At 42.9% G+C, this 25,920-nt stretch carries 24 protein-coding genes; 20 read left to right on the top strand and 4 right to left on the bottom strand.

Translation table 11 applies throughout. From position 1 onward, the window contains the following. Positions 1 to 2: 2 nt before the first annotated feature. The 10 genes from V5J77_RS24355 to V5J77_RS24310 all read left to right on the top strand — a co-directional run bounded on the left by V5J77_RS24355 (position 3) and on the right by V5J77_RS24310 (position 12,950). Positions 3 to 2,249, top strand: a complete 2,247-nt coding sequence (locus tag V5J77_RS24355) for a 6-hydroxymethylpterin diphosphokinase MptE-like protein (protein ID WP_338553374.1) — start codon at positions 3 to 5, stop codon at positions 2,247 to 2,249. 181 nt (positions 2,250 to 2,430) lie between these two features. Then, on the top strand, positions 2,431 to 3,420 hold the full coding sequence (locus V5J77_RS24350; RefSeq protein ID WP_338553373.1) for an SDR family NAD(P)-dependent oxidoreductase: 990 nt from the start codon (positions 2,431 to 2,433) through the stop codon (positions 3,418 to 3,420). 2 nt (positions 3,421 to 3,422) lie between these two features. Next, the gene (locus V5J77_RS24345; RefSeq protein ID WP_338553372.1) at positions 3,423 to 5,159 is read left to right on the top strand and encodes a hypothetical protein; all 1,737 of its coding nucleotides are present in this window, start codon (positions 3,423 to 3,425) and stop codon (positions 5,157 to 5,159) included. Positions 5,160 to 5,177: 18 nt separating this feature from the next. Beyond that, the gene (locus V5J77_RS24340; protein ID WP_338553371.1) at positions 5,178 to 6,185 is read left to right on the top strand and encodes a CBS domain-containing protein; all 1,008 of its coding nucleotides are present in this window, start codon (positions 5,178 to 5,180) and stop codon (positions 6,183 to 6,185) included. After that, positions 6,186 to 7,181 carry a 3-deoxy-7-phosphoheptulonate synthase gene (gene aroF, locus V5J77_RS24335; protein ID WP_338553370.1) on the top strand — a complete coding sequence of 332 codons (996 nt, stop codon included), beginning with the start codon at positions 6,186 to 6,188 and terminating at the stop codon, positions 7,179 to 7,181. Next, a complete protein-coding gene (locus V5J77_RS24330) occupies positions 7,178 to 7,873 on the top strand; it encodes a hypothetical protein (RefSeq protein ID WP_338553369.1) in 696 nt (231 codons plus the stop codon). Before aroF ends, V5J77_RS24330 begins: the two co-directional genes overlap by 4 nt. Further along, entirely contained in the window at positions 7,866 to 8,519 is a 654-nt protein-coding gene (locus tag V5J77_RS24325; protein ID WP_338553368.1) for an RraA family protein, read from the top strand. The genes V5J77_RS24330 and V5J77_RS24325 overlap by 8 nt, the downstream gene beginning before the upstream one ends. A 54-nt stretch (positions 8,520 to 8,573) precedes the next feature. Then, positions 8,574 to 10,553, top strand: coding sequence for a glycoside hydrolase family 99-like domain-containing protein (locus V5J77_RS24320; RefSeq protein ID WP_338553367.1), 1,980 nt, complete (start codon positions 8,574 to 8,576; stop codon positions 10,551 to 10,553). 44 nt (positions 10,554 to 10,597) lie between these two features. Then, positions 10,598 to 11,755: a glycosyltransferase gene (locus tag V5J77_RS24315; RefSeq protein WP_338553366.1), complete on the top strand. Its 1,158-nt coding sequence runs from the start codon at positions 10,598 to 10,600 to the stop codon at positions 11,753 to 11,755. Positions 11,756 to 11,771: 16 nt separating this feature from the next. Next, entirely contained in the window at positions 11,772 to 12,950 is a 1,179-nt protein-coding gene (locus tag V5J77_RS24310; RefSeq protein ID WP_338553365.1) for a glycosyltransferase, read from the top strand. Positions 12,951 to 13,528: 578 nt separating this feature from the next. On the opposite strand, the gene V5J77_RS24305 is transcribed toward V5J77_RS24310, so the two are convergent. Genes V5J77_RS24305 through pseH form a run of 4 tightly spaced genes read right to left on the bottom strand, consistent with a single transcriptional unit; the run spans position 13,529 to position 16,287 of the window. After that, entirely contained in the window at positions 13,529 to 14,254 is a 726-nt protein-coding gene (locus tag V5J77_RS24305; RefSeq protein WP_338553364.1) for an SDR family NAD(P)-dependent oxidoreductase, read from the bottom strand. Further along, on the bottom strand, positions 14,251 to 15,498 hold the full coding sequence (locus tag V5J77_RS24300) for a fatty acid--CoA ligase family protein (protein WP_338553363.1): 1,248 nt from the start codon (positions 15,496 to 15,498) through the stop codon (positions 14,251 to 14,253). The genes V5J77_RS24305 and V5J77_RS24300 overlap by 4 nt, the downstream gene beginning before the upstream one ends. 1 nt (position 15,499) lies before the next feature. Beyond that, positions 15,500 to 15,724 (bottom strand): phosphopantetheine-binding protein, encoded by a 225-nt coding sequence (locus V5J77_RS24295; RefSeq protein WP_338553362.1) that lies wholly within the window; start codon positions 15,722 to 15,724, stop codon positions 15,500 to 15,502. Between the two features lie 26 nt (positions 15,725 to 15,750). Beyond that, positions 15,751 to 16,287, bottom strand: coding sequence for a UDP-4-amino-4,6-dideoxy-N-acetyl-beta-L-altrosamine N-acetyltransferase (pseH, locus tag V5J77_RS24290; RefSeq protein ID WP_338553361.1), 537 nt, complete (start codon positions 16,285 to 16,287; stop codon positions 15,751 to 15,753). Positions 16,288 to 16,584: 297 nt separating this feature from the next. On the opposite strand from pseH, the gene V5J77_RS24285 reads away from it, so the two are divergent. The 10 genes from V5J77_RS24285 to raiA all read left to right on the top strand — a co-directional run bounded on the left by V5J77_RS24285 (position 16,585) and on the right by raiA (position 25,846). Continuing rightward, positions 16,585 to 17,310 carry an NTP transferase domain-containing protein gene (locus V5J77_RS24285; protein WP_338553360.1) on the top strand — a complete coding sequence of 242 codons (726 nt, stop codon included), beginning with the start codon at positions 16,585 to 16,587 and terminating at the stop codon, positions 17,308 to 17,310. Between the two features lie 14 nt (positions 17,311 to 17,324). Continuing rightward, entirely contained in the window at positions 17,325 to 18,452 is a 1,128-nt protein-coding gene (pseG, locus tag V5J77_RS24280; RefSeq protein WP_338553359.1) for a UDP-2,4-diacetamido-2,4,6-trideoxy-beta-L-altropyranose hydrolase, read from the top strand. Further along, the gene (gene pseI, locus V5J77_RS24275) at positions 18,406 to 19,455 is read left to right on the top strand and encodes a pseudaminic acid synthase (protein ID WP_338557047.1); all 1,050 of its coding nucleotides are present in this window, start codon (positions 18,406 to 18,408) and stop codon (positions 19,453 to 19,455) included. Before pseG ends, pseI begins: the two co-directional genes overlap by 47 nt. A gap of 28 nt (positions 19,456 to 19,483) precedes the next feature. After that, positions 19,484 to 20,833 (top strand): DUF4910 domain-containing protein, encoded by a 1,350-nt coding sequence (locus V5J77_RS24270; RefSeq protein WP_338553358.1) that lies wholly within the window; start codon positions 19,484 to 19,486, stop codon positions 20,831 to 20,833. Then, a complete protein-coding gene (locus V5J77_RS24265; protein WP_338553357.1) occupies positions 20,830 to 21,630 on the top strand; it encodes a methionyl-tRNA formyltransferase in 801 nt (266 codons plus the stop codon). Before V5J77_RS24270 ends, V5J77_RS24265 begins: the two co-directional genes overlap by 4 nt. 29 nt (positions 21,631 to 21,659) lie before the next feature. Next, entirely contained in the window at positions 21,660 to 22,610 is a 951-nt protein-coding gene (locus V5J77_RS24260) for a GDP-mannose 4,6-dehydratase (protein ID WP_338553356.1), read from the top strand. 22 nt (positions 22,611 to 22,632) lie between these two features. After that, entirely contained in the window at positions 22,633 to 23,814 is a 1,182-nt protein-coding gene (gene pseC / locus V5J77_RS24255) for a UDP-4-amino-4,6-dideoxy-N-acetyl-beta-L-altrosamine transaminase (protein WP_338553355.1), read from the top strand. A gap of 19 nt (positions 23,815 to 23,833) precedes the next feature. Then, positions 23,834 to 24,730 carry a methyltransferase domain-containing protein gene (locus V5J77_RS24250; RefSeq protein WP_338553354.1) on the top strand — a complete coding sequence of 299 codons (897 nt, stop codon included), beginning with the start codon at positions 23,834 to 23,836 and terminating at the stop codon, positions 24,728 to 24,730. Positions 24,731 to 24,868: 138 nt separating this feature from the next. After that, positions 24,869 to 25,066 carry a cold shock domain-containing protein gene (locus tag V5J77_RS24245; protein ID WP_056036940.1) on the top strand — a complete coding sequence of 66 codons (198 nt, stop codon included), beginning with the start codon at positions 24,869 to 24,871 and terminating at the stop codon, positions 25,064 to 25,066. 234 nt (positions 25,067 to 25,300) lie between these two features. After that, positions 25,301 to 25,846, top strand: a complete 546-nt coding sequence (raiA, locus tag V5J77_RS24240; protein WP_046229713.1) for a ribosome-associated translation inhibitor RaiA — start codon at positions 25,301 to 25,303, stop codon at positions 25,844 to 25,846. The last annotated feature ends 74 nt before the right edge of the window (positions 25,847 to 25,920 follow it).

Raw genomic sequence — 25,920 nt, 5'->3', positions numbered from 1 at the left:
CTATGAATCAAATCATTACAACGGAAAATTATATTGATGATGTTCGCGCCTTTCTTCCAAAGCTGATTGAGGCAAGCGAATTGGTAGTGCCACTGTTTCATGCTTTTGAAATGGAGCAGACCTGGCCTTCATTTGGAGAAATTGTAGAAGGCATGGACGATCTGTACAGAGCTTTGCAGTCCATTCAACAAGAAATTAGCGATGTGGAAGAGTACAGCTCCTTGCATCTATTCCTTAATGGTGCCCTGGAGCAATTTGGCGCAAAGTTTCAGATGCTGAATCAGAATGTCGATGATGAAAATTATATCGGTGCAGCTGATAGCCTTCAATTTGAGCTGATTCCTCTTTTTAAGCTGTTAAAGTCAGGACTAGGTGAGAGCGGCTCGGTGCGCGAGCGCCGCTTTGCGGACAATATGGCATTTTTAAAGCGGGCCTATCCGGATATTTTTTCACAGCTACAATTTGCAGCAGCAAATGCGACTGCCTATCAAATAGAATACAACCGCTACGGTGTTGTTAATTTGACGATAGAGCGGGACAGCGGGGAGAGGAAACGTTTACTGGGCTTAAATCATATGAAGCAGATAACTGATTGGGCGAAGGGACTTGCTAGCACAGCGTCGGAGCATCAAGCCATTATTTTATATGGATTTGGGTTAGGCGATTATGCTATGGCACTGACTGAGGCGTGTCCTAAGCATCAGCTGTATATCTACGAGCCGGAGCCGCAAATTTTGCTAGCTGCTTTGCAAATTGTAAATATGGAACAGCTGCTTTCGCGGGCAAAGGTCGCTTTTTTTGGACTTGCCAGCTCGAAGGAGCAGCGAAGAGAGCAGTTTATAAAAGCAGCTATATTCGAGCAAAAGCCGCTTTGTATTGCAGCAGCGCCAGCTTATGCTAGCAGCTTTGCTTCAGAAGTAACAGATTTTCGTCATGAAGCGGAGATGGCTTTTTATAACTATGTAAATCATGTGAGAATTTATCAGCGTTTAGGTTTGAGTTGGGTGAAAAATGGATTGTTTAATATGCCTGCTGTTCTGCAGTCCCCTCCATTATCCCGATTAAAAACAGCTTTAAACGGGAAGACGGTTATTGTTGTCGGCGGAGGACCTTCTTTAGAGCAGGATATTGTACAGCTGAAAAAGCTCAAAGCACATGCATTTGTTATTGCGGCAGGCTCTGCGGTACAGACACTGCTGTATCATGAAATTATCCCTCATCTCATTGTTTCTATTGATGGGGCTGTGGCCAATGCGCAGGCTTTTCAGCATTTGAATCTATCTAATATTCCGATGCTGTTCTCGCCTACGGTGCATTTTGAAGTGATAGAGCCGCTTCAAAGAGAGCAGCTTGTGCATTTTTTCGTCGGGAGCGATTGGGTTTCTCGTTACTTTCTCGAGCTGGGAGACCAGGATCCAGTCTTCCGTTCGAACCATACGGTTACGGGCACAGCAGTACAGGCTGCTATTTATATGGGCTGCCAAGAAATTATATTTGCTGGGCAAGACTTTTCTTATCCTAATAATCAAATGTATGCAGTTGGAGCAAAGCATGTTTCCGAGACAATCATGGCCAAGTCAGTCGAATCTGCCGATATAACTGTCCAAAATGTACACGGATCGGTGAATCGGACAACCTACGCACTGGCGCTTGCTTTGGCGGATATAGAAGAGCTTCTAGCTGAACACGCTGACATTCGATTTATAAATACTTCGCAAACGGGCGCGAAGATTAAACATACGCTCTGGGAGCCAATGGAGTCGGTTTATAAGCGTTTGAAAAATCAGCAGGTTTTGGAGCTTGAGCTTGATAATCAGCTTAAAGCTGCAGCCCCTTATAATGAAAGTCGCAAAAATCATATTTTAAGCAAGCTTGCGAGTTTGCCGAAAAATATGGAGGAATGTTCTGAAAAACTAACCTCAATCGTGAGCCAGATTGGAAAGCTAGAGCAGCAGAGTCGAATAAATATTAATAAGTGTAATCGTATGATGGAGAAGATTGATAGCGATTGGGAGTTTGTGGTCAAGAGTGACGTGTTTAACGGATTATATTTGCAGAGCAGTCGAGTAGCAATTGAAAACTTTGAACATCATTTGCATCTTTTAACGGAAGCACGCAGTTTACAGGAGCAGATTGCTTTTTACCGGGAGCATATGCAGCCATTGATTAAAGTTCTGCTGGATCAGGCGAAGCCTCTAATGGAAATTATAGAGGCACTGCAGCAGCGCTTGTCTAGTTTGAGCTCCTAGAGCACCAAGTGACATAATATATAAACGTAAAGCGTCTCATTAGAGAAAAACCGCAAGGATACATTTTCCTTGCGGTTTTTCTTATAAATCAAGCGCTATCAACCGATATAGATAGTAGTAAAAGACGTCAGCTTATTAGTTATTTGGATAGTTAAAGGTGAATAGAAGAGGTGCTTGGGCAATGTACAAAAACAAAAAAATATTAATTACAGGTGGAACCGGTACAATAGGCTACCATTTGACAAAGCATTTGTTAGCCTATGATCCAAGCGTAATTCGGATATTCAGCAGAGATGAATATAAACAGTATCAAATGAGTCAGGATTTTCACGAGCATCATGATAAAATGCGTTATTTAATTGGAGATGTGCGCGATCAGCAGAGGCTGTTAAGAGCGCTGGAAGATATTGATTTTGTGTTCCATTTGGCTGCTATGAAGCACGTGCCGTTTTGTGAATACAACCCATTTGAAGCAGTGCAGACGAATGTTATCGGCACGCAAAATGTCATCCAAGCTTCTATACAGGCTGGAGTTCAGAAGGTATTGTTCACAAGCTCAGATAAAGCCATATCGCCAACCAATACATATGGTGCTACAAAGCTGATGGGCGAACGACTCATATCGGCTGCCGAGTATCAAAAAGGAGCAAAATCAACGGTATTTTCATCCGTACGTTTTGGAAATGTAATGGGGTCACGAGGCTCTGTTATACCATTGTTTAAAAAACAAATACTAGAGCATGGCAGAATAACGGTAACAGATCCCGAGATGCTCCGATATATGATGACTCCAACAGAGGCGATTCAATTAATACTAAAGGCGAATGAATCGGCAAATGGTGGAGAGGTATTTGTACTTAAAATGCCTGTAGTTAAGCTTGGTGATTTAACGGAGGCGATTATTACTGTAGTAACTCGAAAACATAATATTTATTCAAAAATTCATATTGATACGGTAGGTTACAGGGCCGGCGAAAAGCACTTTGAAGAGCTCATGACTAAGGAAGAAGAACAAATTGCAGAAGAGTTCTCTGATATGTATTTGATTCCATCTGTTTATAATACTGTTCAAAAAGAAAAAAGAATAGTTTCAAATAATATGATAGATAATCTGGTGACTAAAGAAACTATAATCGAATGGCTAGAGAAGGATATATTGGATGGGGGATAATAATGAGAGGAAAACATGGGGAGTTATCATCTAATGAGCTTATAGCTTCCATCACCTATGGAAAAAAAGTGGTTATCTGGGGAACTGGAGCCGCATACTCTGAAATTTCCTCATTCGTTTTAGATAATTGTGAAGTTTCTTATTTTATTGATAATAATCCTTTGAAATGGGCAGAGCAAGTAAACGATTGTCCTATTTATTCTTCGAATATTTTAAAGGAAGAAATTAAAGAAGAGCTCATTGTGTTCATTGCAAGTACAGCCACAGATGAAATCGTGAGACAACTCGAACAGCTCAACATTACTAAGAAGCAATACGTTACATTTAACGAACTTCGACGTATAAAGCGAGAACTTAGAATGGAAGAGCTCAATAGTGAAATTATTTTTAATAAAAAAGAGTATTATGATAATCTAATGCAGGCTTTTTCGGAAATACGCTATAGAGAAATAATATTTTCCTATGTTTTGAATAGTGAGTTTTGTTCATTAATCGACTATTTATGTTCTCCAGAGGTAGAACGATATCTTTATTATCCTCCAAACAGATTGGAATATAAGCTTTGTGGTCAAGGGAAAATGCTTTTCTCGAATCTGCTGCCTGGTCGTCAGGATTATTTTCAGCTCATGAAGGCCTCGGCTAGTCTCATTAACCAAGCTAATATTTCATTTTTAGTCAAACGTGAAGAGGATATTTCAGCTTATTATGAGGAGCAACAACTCTTAACTTTTGAAAATAGAGCAAGTCATGCTTACTTATCAAGTAATGATGAAACCATGCAAAGCTTAGTGAAACAAATGAAACTGCCAGTTAACGAAGAAGAAATTTCATGGCTATGCAGTTGGATGAACTTCTATAAAAATTATATTGATTTCATGTATGACTTTTTGCAAAAGCAAGATTTTAAAATGAATATATCTGTGAACGAAGTGTTTGGATATCAGAATGTTATTACACAGATTATGAATGAGCTTCAAAGAGATACCATTACAATGCAGCATTCCATAACAGCTCAAGCTGAGCAATTAACCGAACATTTAAATAAGCATCCAATGACGGATTTTACACATTATTACTTACTTGCCAAACATCATATTGTTTGGGGGCAGAAGTATAAGGAAATTATGGAGGGATACGGTGTTCCTTCTGAGCAAATCATTATACTAGGCAATCCTAAATACAATTATGATGCAAAAATAAAGCGTACATTTTATCGTACAAGAGAGATTAATAGCTTTTGCGTTTTTTTAAGTTATCCAGCTTATAATAACTTCAATGTTAATATGCAGTTAATAAATATTGCTGAAAAAATTGCTAATGATTTTAATTTGAATTACTACATTCGGAAACATCCTACTGATTTCAAAAGTTACCCAATTAATAGCTTATCTCATTGTTTGGGAGAAATTGCACATGATAAAACGATAATAGAATTGCTAGACCTGATTGATTTTTCATTTGTGTCAGCCAGTACTACATTTTTAGAATCAATCTATCATTATGTACCTGCTTTTGCTTACGAAAGCGAGGATACTCCACTGTTTAGTGATTATTTTGCCTTGGATTCGAAGTTTGTTTTTTCAAATGAATTAGAAGCGAATGAAGTAGTTTCTCAGTTAATTGCCAGCCAGATGGAGACAGTGAATGATTTAAATCAGGTATCCAACTCGTACATTATAACCGATCATAATCTGCCAGCAGTAAAATACAAAAATTTCTACTCGCGTTACACTACATAATTGGGCGGTGGCCTCTACATGAAAATTTCTGCTTCTATTTATTCAACAAAAAATATGGATATTTTAAGTGCTGTAGCAGAATTGGATTTATTTAAAATTGATTATCTTCATATTGACTCAATTGAAAAAACTGAGGTTTTTGAAGACATTCGCAAAATAAGAGAAATCAGTAGTACGCCGATTGATTTACATATTATAACTAGTGAGCCTGAAAAGTTTTTTGATTTTATTATTGAGCATCGCATAGAAGCAGTTACCTTTCAATATGAAAATCTGAATAAAAAGCTCAGATGGCCTGCTGCTTTCACTGGGAAAAAGGGTATAGCTATTACAATGGAAACCTCTATTGATGTTTTTGAGGAATATGCGGAGGAATGCTCCTTCTTTTTATTTATGACAACAACTCCAGGGATTAGTGGTGGCAGCTTTAATGATATTGTCTTCAATAAAATAAGGGATTTCAGGAAAAAATTTCCTAGTAAAAACATACATGTAGATGGCGGAATTACAAATGACATCTCATTCATTCTTCGTCATATGGGAGTATACTGTGCTGTCTCAGGCTCTTATTTGATGAATGCTCCCTTGATTGCCAATGCATTGTTAAGATTGAGAACGGAAAAAGCAGATCACGATATTAAAATCAGGGACTTTATGTCCTCCTCTGATGACTTTCCGGTTGTCCAGCAGGACGCTCTTTCATTGGAAGCTGTGCTTCAGGCAATTGAAAAGTCAAAGGCTGGATTTACAGTTATTGTAAATGAAAGTGGTCAATTAGTGGGCGTGGTTACTGATGGCGATATTAGGAGAGAGCTTTTAGCCAATGTTGATGACTTAAATAGATTTGATATTTATAACAGCATTAATCGAAATCCGCTTATTATAAGCGATCAATCGACAATTCAAGAAATGCTTGATATGATTTCAAATAGTAAAAAGCATATTATGTTTTTGCCAGTTGTAGGCGGCACTAAAGAATTAGTAGGTTGGATTGCATTTAATGATTTGATTAAAGGAGAAATGTAAATGATTATTCACGTAAAAAAGGGTGTCAGTGCTGAGCTTTTAGAAAAAATGGCTGTATTTTATGAGGCTATACAAATAACAAATGAAGACCATATTAAACTTGTGACTCCGTCTAAAGTAAAAACGCTAGAGGATCAGTTTGCAGACCTGGTAGACGATTATTATGTCTTGTCTGACGATATACAATTGGCAAGCAAGCAATACAAATCGGCGAGAGCAATTCAAGTCGGTGATCTGACGATTGGAGGCAACAGTAAAAATACAATCGTTATTAGCGGACCATGTTCGGTTGAATCGAGAGAATTAATTGAGCACTCTGCGGCTTTTTTAAAAGATTCTGGAATTAAAATTATGAGGGCGGGAAGCTTTAAACCGAGAACGTCTCCTTATACATTTCAAGGGTTAGGAAGTAAAGGTCTCGAGCTTCTAACAGAAATGAAGGAAAAGTATGGTTTGAAAATCATTACGGAAGCACGTGATGCTACCCACATTGATGAAATTATTGAAGCAGCCGATATTGTACAAATCGGTGCTAAGGCAATGTATGATCAAGGAATTTTACGCAAATGCGCAAAAAGCAATAAACCAGTATTGATTAAACGTGGTTTTGGTTCCACTTTGCAGGAGTTCGTGCAGGCGGCTGAGTTTGTATTAAGTGGAGGAAATGAGCAGGTTATACTTTGTGAACGGGGTATTAGAACCTTTGAATCTAAAACTAGATTTACTTTGGATCTATGTGGTGTTTCCTACTTGAAAGAATATACGAATCTTCCGATTGTTGTTGATCCATCTCATGCTATGGGATATTCCTACGGGGTTGCCGATCTAACTCGTGCTTCCGTAGCTATGGGAGTAGATGGGGTACTTATTGAGGTTCATCCGAATCCTAAAGAGGCGCTATCAGATGCCGCTCAGCAGTTAAACCACAATCAATTCTCCGAAATGCTTCAAACATTAAAACCAATAGCAGAAAGCATTGGGAGGAATATGATTTGAAGTATGCCGGAGTAATCCCCGCAAAGGGTAGCAGTACAAGGCTGCCAAATAAAAATATGTATCAAATCCAAGGCGTGCCTTTATTTTTATGGGCAGCAAATAATTTAAATCGTGTATTAGATCGTAAAGATATCTTTATTGATAGTGATAGTGATGAAATTCTTTTGCTTGCTGAGAAGCATGGTTTTGGGGCAATAAAGCGGCCAGAAGCTCTTGCGACTAATGCAACGAATGGAAATGAACTGATGTTGTGGGAAATGAGCCAGGTAGATGCTGATGTTTATATTCAGCATCTACCTCCAATGATTTTTTTGAAGCAATCTACCCTTCAAAAAGGTATAGAGATGATCGAATCAGGGTACGACTCAGTGTTTTCAGTATTAAAGACACAATGCTATTTATGGGGTGAAACAGCGCCTAAGTATGATCTGTACAACTTGCCTAACAGCTTTACTCTTCCTCCCACAATTATTGAGGGAATGGGGCTGTATTTTACTAAAAGAAACATATTAGAGCAAACAAAAGTACGTGTAGCTGGGAATTACAGCATGTTGGAAATAGATAAATTTGAAGCTATCGATATAGATTATCTCGAGGATATGGAGCTTGCTACAGCGGTGGCTAATGGTCTCCCTAGTGAAAATCCTTACACGAGCGGCATACAAAAATTGAGGAGTGATATCATTGAATAATCTATTTGAAACATATTTTATAAATGAATATATGGATGAATATTGTACGGGTGTATTCTCCGATGAATTGGATCGACTTGGATATAAAAATCAAGTTTCCACACAGTGGAAACTAAACAATACAAAGGCAAGACTTTTTGGAAAAGTCCGCACTTTAGAATTAGAGGCATTGGAAACGAATGACGAAAGAATTCAAGTTGGTCTGACCTTCCTCGGTAGCCTAAATAATAATGAGGTATTTGTAGTAAAGGGTAATAATGATTTTGCTTATTTTGGAGAACTAATGTCCAGACTTTCAATGGAAATTGGTCTAGCAGGAGTCATTATTGATGGCCTAACCAGAGATACATTTTATACGCAAAGTATTGAATTGCCTATTTGGGCAAAAGGATACAGCCCGGTGGATATCAAGGGCCGTGGAAGAGTGAAGGATACAGATGTCAGTGTTATAATTGATGGAATTACAGTAAATAGTGGAGATTATCTCTTTGCGGATAGCGACTCAGTTGTTTTCATTCCTCAAGCTATATTTGAGCAAGTTGTTGAAGTAGTAAATGAAGCAGCTAAAACAGAGTATGGAATAAAACAAATGATTAAAGAAGGCAAGAGCATTAAAGAAATATTAAATGTCGTTGATGGCTTCTAATTCGAGAAATTAGAAAATATGAAGTGAATTTCAATAATTTAATTCGGAGGTTCTATGAAAATCATTGCTTTTTATCTCCCGCAATATCATCCTGTTAAAGAAAATAATGAATGGTGGGGCAATGGTTTTACAGAATGGACGAATGTGGCCAAGGCTAGGCCGTTATTTAACGGTCATTATCAACCTCATATCCCTTCAGATCTTGGCTTCTATGATTTAAGGCTGCCTGAGACCCGTGAGGCACAGGGCGAATTAGCTGCAAGCTATGGAATAGATGCTTTTTGTTATTACCATTACTGGTTTAATGGGAAAATGATATTGGAGCGTCCATTTAATGAGGTTCTTCATTCAGGCAAGCCTAATCTGGATTTTTGCTTATGCTGGGCCAATGAAAATTGGACAAGACGCTGGGATGGTATGGATCAGCAAATTCTTCTTAAGCAGGAATATGAGGAGTATGACCCTGCTGAGCATATGAAGTGGTTGGCTGAAGCTTTTCAGGATTCAAGGTACATAAGAGTTAATAATAAACCGCTCTTTTTAGTTTATCGCGCCAACGAAATTACTAATCTCAAGAAAATTATTGCGGTATGGCGTGAAGAAATTAAAAGGTATGGATTTGAAGATATTTATTTGTGTTGTGCCAATAATTCGAAAGCCAGTTTCACGGTGGAGGATATGCTTGAGGCGGGCTTTGATTCCATGTATGATTTTACTCCTGACTTTAGAGATACAGCAAATGAGCATCTTTCCGTTTCAACACTCCCTGGCTTAACGATCTATAGCTATCAAGACATGGTGGCCAAGGAATTAGTTAAAGAAGCGGAAGAACAACTGCCCGCATTTCCATGTGTGTTTCCGAGCTGGGATAATACGGCACGCAGAAGTAATAATGCAACCATCATTCAGAACGAGGATGCCGATTTATATAGGAACTGGCTTCAGCATAGCATGAAGAGAGTAGAAGGGTATACTCCTGATGAACAGATTGTGTTCATCAATGCCTGGAATGAGTGGGGAGAGGGCTGCCATTTAGAGCCTGACCTCAGAAACGGCCATTTATTTTTGGAAGCGACGAGGAGCGCGCGTGAAGGCATTAAAGCCGGCGCGCATCCAACAGAAAAGCAGCCTGAGGCCGACGAAACCAGCCATCATAGTGTCAATGTAACAGTGAATACTGCAAGACCCGTTTATATTTGGGGAACAGGTGCTGCTGGGATAAAGACGTTGGACTTTTTAAATGATGCTGGAATCAAGGTCGAAGGCTTTATTGACAACAATCCCCTAAAAATTAATACACTCGTACAGGGTGTTATCGTAAAATCCAAATCTGCTTTAATGGAAAAGGTGAAAGAAGAGAAGCCTTTTATTTGCATTGCTTCTATGTTTCATGAGGAAATTGAAAAAGATTTGAAGGCAATTGGCTATATCCGAAACCAGGATTTTGCGATTAACATCAACCAATCAACTATTCAAAAAAGGCTTTATAATGGACAGTCTTATGTTATGTTCGAGAATGACTGTTTCTGCAATTTGTGTGGCTTTAATAAATTTTCCTTAGAACAACTGGAGTGCAGAAAATGCGGTTCTTCGCCTGCCGAGAGAATGCTGCTGGAAATAGTGGCAGAAGAGTTGGGGACAGCAGGCATTCCTCTTGCCAATTGGGCGAGCCATAAGCATGTGAAATTATTGAACCTCGAAGGTGTACGTGATAGCATTCCATTTTTAGAGCTCATCTTTACTCATATTTCACTAGCTCCAATAAATGTTGATCAGCTCAATCAGTATTTTGACTATGCTTTAATAAGGCTTAAGGATAAGGAATTTTATGAAGAGAAACTGTTTCAGTTGCTGAATAAAGCAACTGCGCGTACTTCAAATCTTGTTATTCTTGCAGCAGACCAGCGACTTGCGGATGTTGTTTATGCTCATTTTTCTCAAGATGGATCGAATGTTTTTAGAGTCGACAGGGATTTTAGAAAATACAAAACAGGGATGCAGCATGTCATTATAATTAATAGCTTTAACGGCTAGTTAGTAGTTGTTAATATAGGGATAGCGGTAAAGGAGATTCTCTTATGCGCATTAGCACCATTACTCCAGTGTATAATAATGAAAGGTATTTGGAGGAGTGTATTCAAAGCCTATTAAATCAGACTTATGCGGATATGGAATGTATTTTTGTAGATGACGGTAGCTCTGATGGATCGGTCCACATTTTGAGAAAATATGAAGATCATCCAATGGTCAAAGTCATTTATAAAGCGTCAAATGGAGGGATTTCTTCCGCTTATCGCGAGGCAATTCCTCATGTAACCGGGGAGATTATCTGTTTTTTGGATGCTGATGATGTGGCAAGGCCTAATCGGTTGCAAAAAACCGCAGAGAAGTTTCTTGATAATTCAAATACTGGGATTGTCTATTCTCGAATGTTGCTAATTAACGAAAATAGCGAATCTTTTCATTTGTTTTTGGATTTACCTGACTATGTGAATAACGAAAATTTATTTATGCAATTGTATCGGAGAGGCTTTTTTACTGGATCGGGAATGTCGTTCCGAAACTATGAATGGTTGAAATGGGATAAAAATTTAATTTGTTGTGACTACTATATCACTTTGCAAATAGTAGGTAGAGGCTACGGCTTTGAGTATGAAAGCTCCGTACTAACAAATTATAGAATACATGGAAATAACACCTCAGGACAATCAGGTCGTCTGATTACTAATTTAATGGAGGTGCAGGGGATTTTCGAATATCCCTTTTTATTGGAGCAATGGACAAAACAAAAGCATTCCTTGCTTGAGATCAACACGACTTTTGGGATAAATCAGTATTATTTTCATCAAAACTATCAGAATGCTGAATTCTATTTTGAAGAGGCGGTTAATAGGGGAGGAAATGCAGAGTCCTATTTTTATTTAGGAAACATTTACTTCAAGCAAGGTGAACTGGAGAAGGCTTATAAGTGTTGCGAGAAGGCCTATGAAATAAGACCCGATTCTTTTCATATTGTTCATAACTTTGGAGTAATGACTGCCCTACATCTTCAAAGGCTTACGGAGGCCCGGCAGCTGTTGGAGCAAGCGAAACACATGGAAAGCCACTATTTATTAATTGATAAAAATATAAAACTTATGGATACAGAAGATATAGCGTCGCTTAAGCTCATTCATTTTTTATCTGATAAAGATGCGGTGTACAACAGCTATTGCCGTATTGCAGTTAATCAATAGCTGGAGGAGTTATATAATGAAGCATAGTGTTACAGCTGTCGTTCCTGTGTACAATGCGGAAAAATATATAGGCAAAACGCTCGAAAGTCTGCTGAATCAAACGTGTCCATTGGACGAAATCATTATTATAGATGATTGCAGTACAGATGATACTTTGGAAATTATTAAAAACAGCTTGGCTGAGAGGAATGGATCAACCATTAGGGTGGTTCGCAACGAGAAGAATAGCGGGGCTTCCTTTTCTCGTAATCGTGGCATAGAGCTTTCCAAGACAGAGTGGATTTTATTTATGGATGCTGACGATGTAGGAGAAAGCCATTTAGTTGAGCGTCTGCTGGAGCGGTATAATCATTACACGATGGATCGATGCGAGCCTTACCTGTTGATTCATAGTGCATATAGCCAGATCAATGAGTTGGGCAGCAAGTCCGAATTAATAACGCGATTTCAACAAGTTGGAGCCGAAGAGATATTAGGCTATGAATTAGTCAGAAATCACATTTACTTGTCAGGTACGCTGGTCAAAAGAGATGCGCTTGTAGAGTGCGGCGGCTTTGATCCAGGCATTACATATTGTGAGGATTGGGATTTATGGCTGAAGCTAGCTGCAAAAGGCGGGTTTGTATATGTGGACGAGCCTTTATTTTATGTTCGTCGCCACAGCACAAATGTGTCTAAAAATATTCAGGATGTGCTGCAAGGTGAAAAGGTCATTATTTCAAAGTACTCTTTATCCTTTATAGAAGAGCAGATCAATAAAAGGAACCTTTCTAAAGAGAAGAACTTTATTGATTTTATTAGTATCTTATATAAATTTGATTTTTGGGAAGAGGGATATTTGAAGCTTTCCCATTTTAATTCTGAAAATCCAGGATATTCGTCAGGCTATTTTTACAGCGGTTTGTACCATCTTTATAAAAGTCAAACGGCGGATGCAAAGCAAAGCTTTGCAAAAGCAACGGAACTGAATGATTATGATGCAGCCAGCTGGAATAATCTCGGCGTATGTTACGCTCTGGAGAACGATAAAGCAAATGCAGTAGCTTGCTTCACTCTTGCGACAGAAATAATTAAAAATTATATGGACAGCAGCCATAATCTAATGGCAGTTCTTAATAATCCGGATGCTTCATTGGATCAACTGAAAATCACTTGGAGAGAATTAAGGCCAGTTCTCCTGCAATATGAAAGCTAGAATTGATAAAAAGACGCAGCTAAAGCCCTGCTTATCTGGGCAGGCTACTAGCTACGTCTTTTTACTTTGATTTAAAAAGAATATTAGTAATCTTATTTTTCAAGTTGTAAACCAAGATGAATCGAAATGAAATTTAATGCATAGTGGTAAATATCATTAGCTCAATAGCTTTATATATTCATCCCCATTATATATCTTTTTCGTTTATACCCCTCTAGTAATTGTCCAGCTTTGTTTAGATCTGGATCAATACCCCAAAAAAATATTTTCACCCAAGCCCAACGAATGAAGTCGCTTTATTAAAGTAGAGGTATGGCTTCCGCCAGCATATATAAATAAAATTGTAATATGATTTGCAAAAAGTGAAAAAAGATAGGATATTATGATTATAGATTTGTGGAGATGCGGACTTCCATTTTTCAGATACTGAACTCGGCAGTTGTCTTCTTTGCTCTCCTTTGTAATTAGTTGCACTATGCTTTCCTTGAGCAATTGTTATTTCAAGATCGAGCCGCTAGGAATTAAATTTAGTTCTTGGTTGAAAGCGGCTTTGATTTTAATTTATATTTAAATTCTTTTCACAGCGTCCCATTATCCACATGAACAACCGTACCCGTAATGGAACGGGCCTGATCCGACAACAGGAAAAGCACCGTGCTGGCCACGCTTCCAACCTCTGTTTCTTTTTTCAGCGACGTGCGGTTGTAGATACGTTCTTTCTGCTCGGGTGTCAGTGTGGAGCTCATCGCCGTCTCCATAAAGCCGGGTACTACACAATTGGAACGGATGCCCTTGCTTCCCCATTCGCGAGCGGCGTTTTTGGAGAAGGCCTCCATGGCTCCCTTCGTAGCGGCGTACATGCTTAGCCCTTTATAGCCTGTGTGTGCGCTAACAGAGGATATATGAACAATCGAACCCTGTATTTTATTCAAAATCATATCTCTAATCGCATACTTGGTGAGATGCATTGCAGCGAATACATTGACCTGAAACATATGCTCAAGCCGTTCCATATTCAAATTGGTAACAATATCATCATAGGCGGCAGCTGAGTTGTTGACGAGTCCGTATACGGGGCCGATTTTCCGAATCTGCTGCAAATACAGCGTCTTAATATCCGAGCTGTTCGACAAATCGAAAGGAAGTACCTTCAGGCGATCGGGATAAGCGACTAGAAGACTTTGCACAGCCTCCTCGCCAGAGCGGCTAATTCCAATGACGCCATATTCCGTCTCTGATAAAATTTGCTCCGTAATCGCTCTACCTAGTCCGGTTGAATGACCCGTGACAATAATCCATTTCATGCTCTAACCTTCTTTCCTGTACGTGAGCCGGCAATTTCATCCACAATATGAATGATACGGGGCACCTTCCACTCCTGCAGATGCTCAGCAGCATACTGTTTAATCGCTTTTTTCAAGGCTGTTTCTTCAAAAAGCTCATCCTTGACCACCTCGGCCACGAGGATGTGGCCAGTCACGCGATTGGCCTTTGCTTTAACAAGCAAATTCAGCACCCCCGGCACCTGCATCAGCACGTTTTCTACCTCTGAAGGATTAACCTTGTAGCCGCCGATATTAATGAACTCCGATTGACGGGAAACAAATGTGAAACTGCCATCTTCTGCCCGCTCTACGATATCGCCAGTCGAATACCAATCTCCCTCAAGCGCATAAGTATCTGAACCGCCTAGCAACGAGCGGTGGAGCAGCAGTTCATTATCATCCGAAAATCTGATAAGGTGTGCTATCGTTTTTTCTATTTCGAACCTGTCTCCATCGGCTGTAAACAGGCTGCCGGCTTCAGTTGATGCGTAAATATTGCGAATGCGGGCATTGGGAAACAGTTCGAAAATTTGCTGCTCCAGCTGGACATCGTATTTCTCTCCGCCAAATGTAATGGCCCGTACAGCAGGATAGACGCTGCCGCGCAGGTAAGGCATCACATTGCGATAATAGGTGGCAGTCGCCGAAAGATGTGTAATCGAAAAATCGTTCATTAACGCGGCCAGCTGTTTTTGCCGGCCGTCGAAGGCGTAAACGATCGTATTTTGATTCAGCAGCGCCTGAAAAAACACCTGCAGCCCCGCCATATGCGTAGGGTTGTAGGCAAAGGCCCACACATGCTGCCTGAAGCGTTCATTTATTTTTGCCGTGCGCGTCAAGGTTTCTAAAGTATGTATAACTTTTTTTGGCCTGCCGGTTGTGCCTGAAGTCAGCAGAGTAGCAGACCAGGCTTGATTTTGCTTGATTCGCATGCATAGGTCGGCAATATCGGTAACAGCAAGCGGTTGTTGGACGGGAAATTCGGCGAATAGGCCGACTGAGTCGATGCCCAGTGCCGATAGCTCCTGTTCAGAGAAATCACCGTCGAGCACCTCAATGGCATGCCCATGAACGAGACTGTGCACAATGGCGAGAAAAATGGCGTAGGGCTCATTGTTTTTTACAAATACATACGGGGAATAGGTTTGCTTGGCCTGTATATCACTCAGCAGCTCGGAATAGGTGTACAATCTGTCTTGGTCAACCAGAAAAAGCTGCTCCATCCTATTTACCTTCAATTTTGGCGACTACCTCGCCTAATGTCTGCACGATGCCATCTTCAAAAATATCGACCTCAAATGCCTCTTCAATTCTGACCGTCAGCTCAGCGAGCATAAAGGAATCCATATGCAGGTCATCACGCAGGCTCAGAGAGCCTTCCAGTGCAGAAAGCGGCTCTTGTCCCGCTTCCTCCAGCATTTCATTCAGCAAGTTCAATAGTTCGTTCACGTTCGTTCCTCCAGTAGGTGCAGCCTTCAAGCTTCAAAGCTGCCTGCATATTTTTTAGATTTATTTTTCGCAGCCCAAGTATCCTTAAGCAACTCCATCACATGCACATCGTGAAAGCATCCGTATTTGAAAATGTGATCCTTGTAGACGCCGATTTCTCGATAGCCATGCAGCTTATGTATTTTCATAATATTGTCATTGCCCTCCATGACCTCGGCTGTAATTTTATGAAGCCCCAACTCATGGAATACATGATAATAGAGATACGGAGGGACGATGCCCCCATACATGCTGTAGGCTTCCTCTCCAATATAAAGGCCCCAGCTTGTCCGCTTATGGGTAAAATCTATGCCGTTCAGTGAAATCAGGCCGACGAGCGTGCCTTTAATCGAAATGACCCAATATTTTTCCGATTCCGATTGGGAGATGCGGTGAAACCAGCTTTTTTGATGCTCCAGGTTATAGTCGATGTCCGAAAACATATATTTGGTGACGTTCTCCTTGGTTCGCCAGCCCAAAACCTGCTCCAGATGCTCTTCGCGGAGCTTGATGAACGTTAACATGAAAGGCCTCCTAACTCATGCAGCAGGCGAATAAGACATGCCTAGTTCTCCGCATGCTTATCGCAATTGTATCATTAATATCGGCATTTCAAGCCAAACTTCTTAGATTGCTCCGATTATAATATTTTTCCATTTGTTGAGTTAAAGGGCTGCGTAGGGTATTAACGATTTCGAATGCGCCTCAGCCGTTGGCCGTGAAGCCCGTATGCTATAATACAGGAAGTATTTGCCCTATTCGTAATCATCCGGGCAGCCGATAACATACATATCGAGATTAAGCGCCAAGGGAGAGAAGCTATGAAAACCATCGTCATTATTCAAGCCCGTATGGGCTCATCCAGACTCCCGGGAAAAATCTTACTGCCGCTAGGAGACAGCTGCGTCCTCGATTATGTCGTGAGCCGCAGCAGGCTTATTGCTTCCGTTCAGGAGGTGATCGTAGCGACCTCGGTTCTGCCCAGTGACGACGCTATTGCTAACTGGTGCGCAGAGCATCGAATTGCTTGCTTTAGAGGCTCTGAGCAAAATGTGCTTTCCCGCTTTTACGAATGCGCGGCTCCTTATGAGCCCGATTATGTTATAAGAGTCACTTCCGATTGTCCGTTTGTGGATTACGGGCTTGCAAGCGAGATTGTAAGAGCTATGGAGAAGCAGCCTTCGGACATAGCGCTGCTGGAGGGCAAGCTTCCAAGAGGACTTGCTGTTGAAATGATTTCGCACAGCGCATTAACGCACATTCAGCACGCGCCGAACGAGGAGCGACACCGGGAGCATGTAACCTACTATGCCTATGAATATGCAGAGCAATTTTCCAGTACGACCGTATCGGTGCCATCAGCGCTCCGCCATCCCGAGCTTCGGATTACGCTGGACACAGCCGAGGATTATGCCTTGTGCCGCGCAGCTGCAAATGCCTTCAAAGGCGATATGGCAGTGCCATCAGCGCAAGTTATCGGTTATTTGCTAGCTACCCCCGAGGTCGCCAAGCTCAACGCTCATATTGAGCAGAAGCCGGTCGTCTAATGGGTGGTCGCATCATGATTCGTGCAGATGCGTCTCAAATAATAGGGACTGGTCATATTATGCGCTGTCTGGCTCTCGCGGATGAACTGGCTGCAGCCGGTTACGCAATTGCCTTCGTAAACCGCGGGCTTGAGGGGAATATGCACCAGTATATTGAAGAGCGAGGTCATCGCTCCTTGCTGCTCTCGTTGCCTGTGCCACTGGCGCTGGACGATACGCCAGCGGTGCAGGAGGATGCCGAGCACACGATTCAATATTGCGTGAGCATACAGCCTGATTGGCTCATCGTAGATCATTATGCTTTAGACAATTACTGGGAGAGCATGGTGAGGCCGTATGCCGGAAAGCTATTAGTGATAGATGATCTTGCGAATCGCAAGCATGCAGCAGACATTTTGCTGGATCAGAATTTGGCGGAAAATCCAGAGCTGCGATACCAGCAGCTTGTGCCGTCTGGCTGCCGTCTGCTGCTGGGCCCGGCCTATTTGCTGCTAAGACCCTCCTTCTACGAGCAGCGTGCGGCTTTGAAGCGGCGCGGGGAAGCGATTCGTCGCCTGCTTGTTTTTTTCGGCGGGAGCGATCCAACGAATGAAACGGCGAAGGTGCTTGAGGCGCTTCGCGAGGGGGAGAAGCATCGCGCAAGCTGCGATCAGCAGCTGCAAGTTGATGTTGTGGTCGGGAACGCCAATCCCTATTTGGAGGAAATCAGACGAGTCTGCATGGATTTGCAGGAAGTTACGCTGCATATTCAGATCGAATATATGGCGGAGCTTATTGCTGAGGCAGATTTTGCTTTCGGGGCTGGCGGCGTGGCCATGTGGGAGCGCTGCTACCTAGGCTTGCCAGCAGCTGTGGCCATTGTAGCGGACAATCAGGCAGATACCGTTAAATTGGCCGGGCAGCTTGGGGCTGTTATGAATATGGGCTGGCATGCCCAAATAAATTCCGGGCATTATGCCGATATACTTAATAAAGTGCTGGCTATTGGCGGGAACTTGAGCAATATGAGCGCTATAGCGCTTGAACTAATGGGCAGCCGGCCCGGGCAGATACACAGCCGGGTGATGACGGTTATAACGGAGGAACGATTGCGTGATGAAGGACATTCAAATTTTAAACCGTACGATCGGGAAAACACATAAGCCGTTTCTTATTGCCGAAATGTCGGGCAACCACAATCAATCGCTGGAGCGGGCGCTTGCCATCGTTGATGCAGCGGCTGAGGCCGGGGCAGATGCGCTCAAGCTGCAAACATATACGGCGGATACAATGACGCTGAATCTTCACGACGGAGATTTTTTTATTTCAAGTAACGATAACATATGGCAAGGTACCTCGCTTTACAAGCTATACCAAGAGGCGTACACGCCTTGGGAATGGCACAAGCCTATTTTTGATCGTTGCCGCGAGCATGGCATGATTGCCTTCAGTACGCCGTTTGATGCGAGCGCTGTTGATTTTCTGGAAGAGCTTGAAGTGCCAGCCTATAAAATCGCTTCATTTGAAAATACAGATATTCCACTTATCCGCAAGGTAGCTGCTACGGGCAAACCGGTCATTATTTCAACCGGAATGGCGTCTATTGCGGAGCTTGACGAAACGGTGCGGGCTGCAAGGGAAGCAGGCTGTGAAAATCTTGTGCTTTTAAAATGCACCAGTACATACCCGGCTACGCCGACAAATACGAATCTAGCTACGATTCCTCATATGGAAACGCTGTTCGGATGCCAAATCGGGCTGTCCGATCATACGATGGGTGTAGGAGTCGCTGTTGCGAGCGTAGCGCTTGGCGCGACAGTCATTGAAAAGCATTTCACGCTTTCACGTGCTGATGGTGGGGTGGATTCGACCTTCTCTTTAGAGCCTGAAGAGTTTAAGCTGCTTTCAGTTGAAACAGAGCGGGCGTGGCAGGCAGTCGGCCAGGTCGTATACGGCGCGACGAAAGCGGAGCAAAACTCCAAAAACTATCGCCGCTCCCTCTATATTGCGGAGGATATGAAGGCAGGAGAGCAGTTTAACAGCCATAATGTCAGAGCAATCAGACCGGGCCTAGGGCTGCCGACCAAATACATGGAGCTTATTAATGGCAAGGAAGCCAGAACCGATTTGAAAAAAGGGACGCCGCTTTCTTGGGACATTTTATAATAAAATCGCAAAAGAAAGGGCAGTAGCTGTGGATAAAGTAAAAGAATTGGCGGAAATGGATCGGCTGTTTGACCGCTTGTTCCCCATATGCAGAAGCATTACAGGGGAAGGCCTTCGCGAGACGATTGCTATTTTATCGGAATATCTTCCTCTTGAAGCATTTGGCGAGCCGACTGGCAAGCAGGTGTTCGACTGGGAAATACCGAAGGAATGGGTCATACGAGACGGATGGCTAAAGGCGCCCGACGGGCGCAAGCTGGCTGATTTTAAAAGCAGCAATTTGCAAATTTTAAACTATAGCGCGCCGATTAAGGCGAAGCTTTCATTAAAGGAGCTTGAGGGTCATCTTTTTTCCATTCCGCATTTGCCGGATGCCGTCCCGTATGTTACCTCCTACTATAAGGAGCGTTGGGGGTTTTGCTTGACGCATCGTGAGCGGGAGAAGCTGGAAGAGGGGGAGTATGAGGCGTTTATCGACAGCGAGCATATTGACGGAGAGCTCAACTATGCGCATAGTATTCTTCCCGGAGAGTCCGACCGAGAGGTATTGCTCAGCACTTATATTTGCCATCCTTCCATGGCGAATAATGAGCTGAGCGGTCCGCTTGTGGCGGCCTTCCTGTACAATCGGATAGCCAAATGGAGCCGCCGCCGCTATACATACCGTTTTGTTTTTGTGCCGGAGACGATTGGCAGCATTGCCTATTTGCATAGGTTCGGAGCGGAAATGAAGCAAAAGACAGATGCTGGGCTCGTGCTGACGTGTCTTGGCGGTGCTGATCCGCTGAATTACAAGCTTTCCCGATCAGGGGAGAATCCGCTGGACCGGATTTGGAAGCAGCTAGTAGAGCGGGAAGAACAGGAAGGCAAAACTCGTCCATTTACGCCAGCTTTCGGCTCGGATGAACGCCAATACTGCTCGCCGGGCTTTAATCTTCCAGTTGGTCAAATGGCAAGAACGGTTTATGGAGCCTATGACGGCTATCATAATTCGCTGGATACGAAGGAAGCGATGACGATTGAAGCGCTTCAGCGCAGTGTGGATGAGCTGGAGCGTTTGCTGCTTCTAAATGAAGCCGAAGGCTATTATGTGAACCGTTCTCCTTTTGGCGAAGTAAAGCTGGACAAGCATGGCTTGTATCCGGATATTAATTCACCGCTTAACCGGTCCCAGTCCTCCAATGATGTGATGGACAACCGCAGACAGCTGAACATTATTTTAACGCTGCTGAATTATGCCGATGGTGAGCATACGCTGACGGAAATTGCTGATATATGCCGATGCAGTGTCGCTATACTTGTACCGTTTGTCGATAAATTGAAAGAAAAAGGCATTATTGAAGGTCCCTATGCTGAGAAAGGAAGGCTGTTTACATGAAATTGATTTTATTGACAGGCTCGCATCCGCGTCACTTGCATATCGCCAAGCGCCTACATGCCGAAGGGCTGCTTCAAGCGCTATTGATTGAAAAGCGGGAAGAGCTGATGCCAAAGCCTCATCCCAGTTGGTCTGAGCTGGACCAGCGCAATTTTGTCCGTCATTTTACCGATCGGCAGACGGCGGAGGAGCAAGCATTTGGACATGTTGATTTGCAAGTTTTTAGCGGCATACCAGTGCGGGAAGTGTCGATTGACCAGTTGAACAGTGCGGAAACAAGGCAGTGGGTAACTGAGCAAAAGCCGGAGGCTGTAATCAGCTATGGCGTACATAAGCTTGATGAAAAAACGCTGCGTGTTTTCCCGGAAATATCCTGGAATATCCATGGCGGCTTATCTCCTTGGTACAGAGGGAACATTACGCTGTTCTGGCCCTTCTATTTCTTGAAGCCGAACTGGGCAGGCATGACGATCCATCAATTGACGTCCCAATTGGACGGCGGAGCTGTTATTCACCATTCCGTCCCACAATTGAGCCGGGGTGAAGGGCTTCATGACGTGGCGTGCAACGCGGTGAAGCAGGCGGCAGAGGATCTTGTCCAGCTGTTTGTGATGATGAACGGCGGCCATCGGTTTGAAGCGGTGCCGCAGCGCTCCACCGGCAAGCTGTTTACGTCAAAGGACTGGACGCCGCAGCATTTGAGGCTGGTCTATAATACGTTCAATAATGATATTGTCGATCGTTACTTGGATGGCGAGCTTGGGCACGAGGAGCCAAAGCTGATCAAAGCTTTTTAATTCAAAGAACATTCTGTAGGGGGATTATTGTGAACATATTGCTGACTGGCGGGGCAGGTTTTATTGGACGATGGGTAGCTAAGCAACTGCTGGAAGATGGTCATAAATTGTGGATTATTGACGATTTGTCGAATGGCCGTGAGGCTAATGTGGAAGAATTTCGCCAGCATCCTCAACTGCAAAGCTTCGTAAAGGGCTCGATTCTCGATGAGGCGCTGCTGACACAGCTTTTTGACGAGCATCAATTTGATATTTGTTATCATCTAGGTGCATCCATTAACGTTCAGGATTCAATTGATGATCCCCGCACGACTTTTAATAATGATACAATAGGCACGTTTTACGTGCTGGAGCAGGCTCGGAAGCATCATGTTAAAGTTGTCTTTATGAGCACCTGCATGGTGTACGATCGCTGCACGGAGGAGACGGGAATTACCGAGCAGCATCCAATCAAGCCAGCTTCTCCATATGCAGGCGCGAAAATCGCCGCTGAAAATATGGTGCTGTCCTATTATTATGCTTATGGACTGCCGACGGTCGTTATACGCCCATTTAATACCTATGGCCCATTCCAAAAAACTGGAGGAGAAGGCGGTGTCGTTGCCATCTTCCTGAAAAACAAACTCGCTGGCAAGGAATTGAATATTTACGGAGAAGGAACACAGACACGGGATTTGCTGTATGTGGCGGATTGCGCGAGATTTGTTGTACAGGCGGGCTATTCAAGCAAAGTAGATGGAGAGATAGTCAATGCCGGTCTGGGAAGAGATATTTCCGTCAACGAGCTTGCTAAACTTGTGTTGGATGGAGATGAATCCCGCATTCGGCATGTAGAGCATATTCATCCGCAGAGTGAAATCCAGAAGCTGCTTTGCAATTCGGAGAAAGCTTATCAATTGCTCGGCTGGAAGCCGGAGGTTAGCTTGGAAGAAGGAATTAGAAGAACGGGAGAATGGATTGAGTCTACGGATTTGATTTAGTTTGCAGAGAGGGGCAGCGACAATGAATATGGCTCAATCGGGCGGTAGTACGATGCTGCCGTATGGCAAGCAGTGGTTGGATGAGGATGATAAGGCAGCTGTCATGCAGGTCCTTAACAGCGATTTTATAACGCAGGGTCCTGCTATAGAGCGCTTCGAGCAAAAAGTAGCCCATTATGTGGGCGCTCGTTATGCTGTCGCTTTCTGCAATGGAACAGCTGCCTTGCACGGTGCGTGCTTTGCAGCAGGCATTGGACCGGGAGATGAAGTCATTACGACTCCGATTACCTTTTTGGCAAGCAGCAATTGTGTATTATATGCGGGAGGCGTCCCTGTATTTGCCGATATCAAAAAAGATACCTACAATATTGATCCGACTGAAGTCGAAAAGAAAATTACAGAGCGTACAAAGGCTCTGATTCCGGTAGATTTCACAGGCCAGCCTGTCGAGATGGATCGGATAAATGAAATGGCACATAGACACGGGCTAGTCGTTATACATGATGCTGCTCATTCATTAGGTGCTGAGTATAAGGGGAAAAAGGTAGGCACGCTGGCGGATATGACAATGTTCAGCTTTCATCCAGTGAAGCATATTACATCGGGTGAAGGCGGCATGATTGTAACGGATAACGAGCACTACTATCAACAGCTGCTGTTGTTTCGTAATCACGGCATGACGAAAGAGCCGGCATTGCTGGAGAAAAACGATGGACCATGGTATTACGAAATGACGGCGCTTGGTTACAACTATAGAATGACGGATCTTCAGGCGGCGCTTGGCTGCTCCCAGATGGGTAAGATAGACCAATTCATAAACCGCCGACGTGAGATTGTGGCTTTTTATAATGAGGCTTTTCAAAATATGCCTGGTCTAATTACACCCTTTCAGCATGCTGACGGACAGTCAAGCTGGCATCTTTATGTCGTTCGTTGGGAGCAGGAGCGCTTTACTGTTGATCGAAAACAGCTTTTTGAGGAGCTGCGTGAAAATCACATTGGTGTACAGGTGCATTACATACCTGTATATACGCAGCCATATTACAGAGCAATCGCAACGTCAGAAGTGATATGTCCGGAGGCCGAAAACTATTACCAAACCGCAATTTCTTTGCCTCTATTCCCATTAATGAGTAATGATGACATCGTAAAAGTTGTTTCTGTTGTGAAAAGTCTTTATAGGAAGTATTACTTCGATCGTTAAAGTTATTTCAGGAGGTCATATGGATAAGTACGCAATTCTAAACAAAGTGAAAGATATTTATCAAAAAAACGGAAATATCATTCAGTATCTAAAAGAAATGAGCGGAAGCGCTAATAATAGTACGGAAGACATCATGATCAGCTACGATCTGCAAGCGGGAACTTATGTGCAAGGCTATAAAAATAACCCGACTGGCAGAGAGACCTTCAGCACCCGCCTCGCGGAAATTTTGGATGGCTTGGGCTCCTGCGATTCTATCGTAGAGGTAGGAGTCGGTGAAGGTACGATGCTGGGAATCATGATCCCTCGAATGAAACAAACGCCTTCGCGCATTTACGGCTTTGATATTTCATGGTCAAGAATTAAATACGCGAAAGCGTTTCTCAAAGAACAAGGTCTGGACCATGTCGAGTTGATGACAGGTGATTTGTTCCAGTCACCGTTTAAAGATAATTCAATTGATATTGTGTATACGACACATTCCATTGAATCCAATGGCGGGAGAGAAGAGGAAGCGCTGAAGGAACTATACCGTATTTCTAAAAAATATTTAGTGTTGCTGGAGCCGACAAATGAGTTTGCATCTGATGAAGCGAAAGGCCGCATGGCGCAGCATGGATATGTGAAGGATCTATACACGAAAGCAGTAGAGCTTGGTTATAATGTGATTGAGCATCGGCCTTTCGAAGCTAATTACCATGAGCTTAATCCAGTAAGCGTGATTATTATCAGCAAAAATGATGAAGCGTTCATGAAGGTGGAGGAGCCTGTCTGCTGTCCAATTACAAAGGCGGAAATTGAAAAATCGGAGGATTGCTATTATTCGGCTGACAGCCTGCTAGCATACCCGCTTCTTGGTGGGATACCGTGTCTGCTGCCGCAAAATGCGATTGTAGCCTCCAAATATTTGAGTTGATAATTGCAGAGCGTAAGCACAATGTATTCGCTTACAATAAATTGTTTGACAATTCCAATAACGCGGTGGTATAGTCAAATTGTGGGCCACAGGAGTAAGGTGTTTCACAGTATTTGAAGATGAAGGGACTGTTTATGCATGCAAGGTAAAGTTAAATGGTTTAACGCGGAGAAGGGTTATGGATTTATCGAAACTGATCAAGGCGGCGACGTATTCGTTCACTTCTCGGCTATTCAAACAGAAGGCTTCAAAACTCTTGACGAAGGCCAAGCGGTTGAATTTGACATCGTAGAAGGCGCACGCGGTCCACAAGCTGCTAACGTCACTAAACTGTAATCATCAGGCTGCAATAGCCAGTCTATAGGATTCATTTATATGTAACTTTAAGCTCCGGGCAACCGGAGCTTTTATTTTTGCCATAAGTGTCCTTGAATCGCACCGATATACCCGAACAAACGGCCGTTCAAAACTTCGACATAAATAATTAGAAAATTCTAAATAGATAGAAAATAGTTTTGCTAGACCTCCCTTCCTATGTTATAATAAGAACATGTAAAGGAGGCATGCCCCATGGAATACATCATTCGAGGTCAACATTTACAAGTGACAGATGCACTCAAGGAATATGTCGAGAAGAAGCTCGGCCGCTTAGAGAAGTATTTTGAAGCCCCTACCTCCGAAACAACCGTTACCTTATCGGTGACGAAAGGCATACACGCTGTTGAGGTCACGATTCCAATTGCCCGCAATTTTTTGAGAGCAGAGGAGAAAAGTGCCGACATGTACGCCTCAATTGATACAGTTGTGGATAAGCTGGAAAGACAAATTCGCAAGCACAAAACGAAAGTCAACCGTAGATTCCGCCATGATAGCGGTGTGAAATCGCTATTCAGGGAAGAAGGCTCCGCCGTAGGCGTTCTCGAGCATGAGGAAGAGGATTTCGAGGTCGTAAGAACGAAGAAATTCCTGCTCAAGCCGATGGATGTGGAGGAGGCGATTTTGCAAATGAATATGGTCGGTCATAACTTTTTCGTATTCGCCAATAGCATTAACGAAGAGGTGAACGTCGTGTACAAACGCGATGACGGAACATATGGACTAATTGAACAAGGCTAGCAGAAGGCCAGTCGTACTTATACATTTATTGCAATTTCAAGCCTTTCCTCCTACGGGAGGGAGGGCTTTTATAT

The organism is Paenibacillus sp. KS-LC4, from assembly GCF_036894955.1.
Taxonomy (GTDB): domain Bacteria; phylum Bacillota; class Bacilli; order Paenibacillales; family Paenibacillaceae; genus Pristimantibacillus.
Note: the sequence above shows the minus strand (reverse complement) of the source record. Positions and strands in the feature narration are given on the sequence as shown.